The sequence below is a fragment of the Frigoribacterium sp. ACAM 257 genome (genome assembly GCF_007954365.1).
GTDB lineage: Bacteria > Actinomycetota > Actinomycetes > Actinomycetales > Microbacteriaceae > Frigoribacterium.
This window is the reverse complement of record NZ_VOLO01000013.1, coordinates 1-978: the sequence shown is the minus strand read 5'-3', so window position 1 is coordinate 978 and position 978 is coordinate 1. Positions and strand designations below refer to the sequence as shown.

Here is a 978-nt window from a genome sequence, read left to right as displayed (position 1 = left end):
GCAGATCGACCGCCTCAAGGGCGCGCTCGACGCGACCGGCATCGTCGTGCCGATGGTGACGACCAACCTCTTCAGCGCGCCCGTCTTCAAGGACGGCGGCTTCACCTCCAACGACCGCGGCGTCCGCCGCTTCGCGCTCCGCAAGGTGCTCCGCAACATCGACCTCGCCGCCGAGCTGGGCGCCAAGACGTTCGTCATGTGGGGCGGCCGCGAGGGCGCCGAATACGACTCCGCGAAGGACGTGCAGGCTGCCCTGTCGCGCTACAAGGAGGGCGTCGACATGCTCTCGCAGTACGTGCTCGACAAGGGCTACGACCTGCGCTTCGCGATCGAGCCCAAGCCGAACGAGCCCCGCGGCGACATCCTGCTGCCGACGCTCGGCCACGCGATCGCCTTCATCGAGACGCTCGAGCACCCCGAGATGGCGGGCGTGAACCCCGAGGTCGGCCACGAGCAGATGGCGGGCCTGAACTTCACGGCCGGCATCGCCCAGGCGCTCTACCAGGGCAAGTTGTTCCACATCGACCTCAACGGCCAGCGCGGCATCAAGTACGACCAGGACCTGGTCTTCGGCCACGGCGACCTGCAGAACGCGTTCTCGCTCGTCGACCTGCTCGAGCACGGCTCGCCCCAGGGCGGCCCGACCTACGACGGCCCCCGCCACTTCGACTACAAGCCGTCGCGCACCGAGGACATCTCGGGCGTGTGGGACTCTGCGGCCGCCAACATGCGCATGTACCTGCTGCTGAAGGAGCGCGCCCAGGCGTTCCGTGCCGACCCCGACGTGCAGGAGGCGCTGGCCGCCTCCCAGGTCGAGGAGCTGTCGACGCCGACGCTCGGCGAGGGCGAGGGCTACGAGCAGCTGCTCGCCGACCGCGCCTCGTACGAGGACTACGACGCGGGGCAGCACTTCGGCGGCCACGGGTACGGGTTCGTCCGCCTGCAGCAGCTCGCGCTCGAGCACCTGATGGGCGCAAG

Annotated in this window: 1 protein-coding gene; it reads left to right on the top strand. The window is 69.5% G+C overall.

The features are described 5' to 3' along the window. Positions 1–978 (top strand): xylose isomerase (gene xylA, locus ES689_RS15450; protein ID WP_146906473.1); only part of this gene is annotated, 978 nt, incomplete at both ends.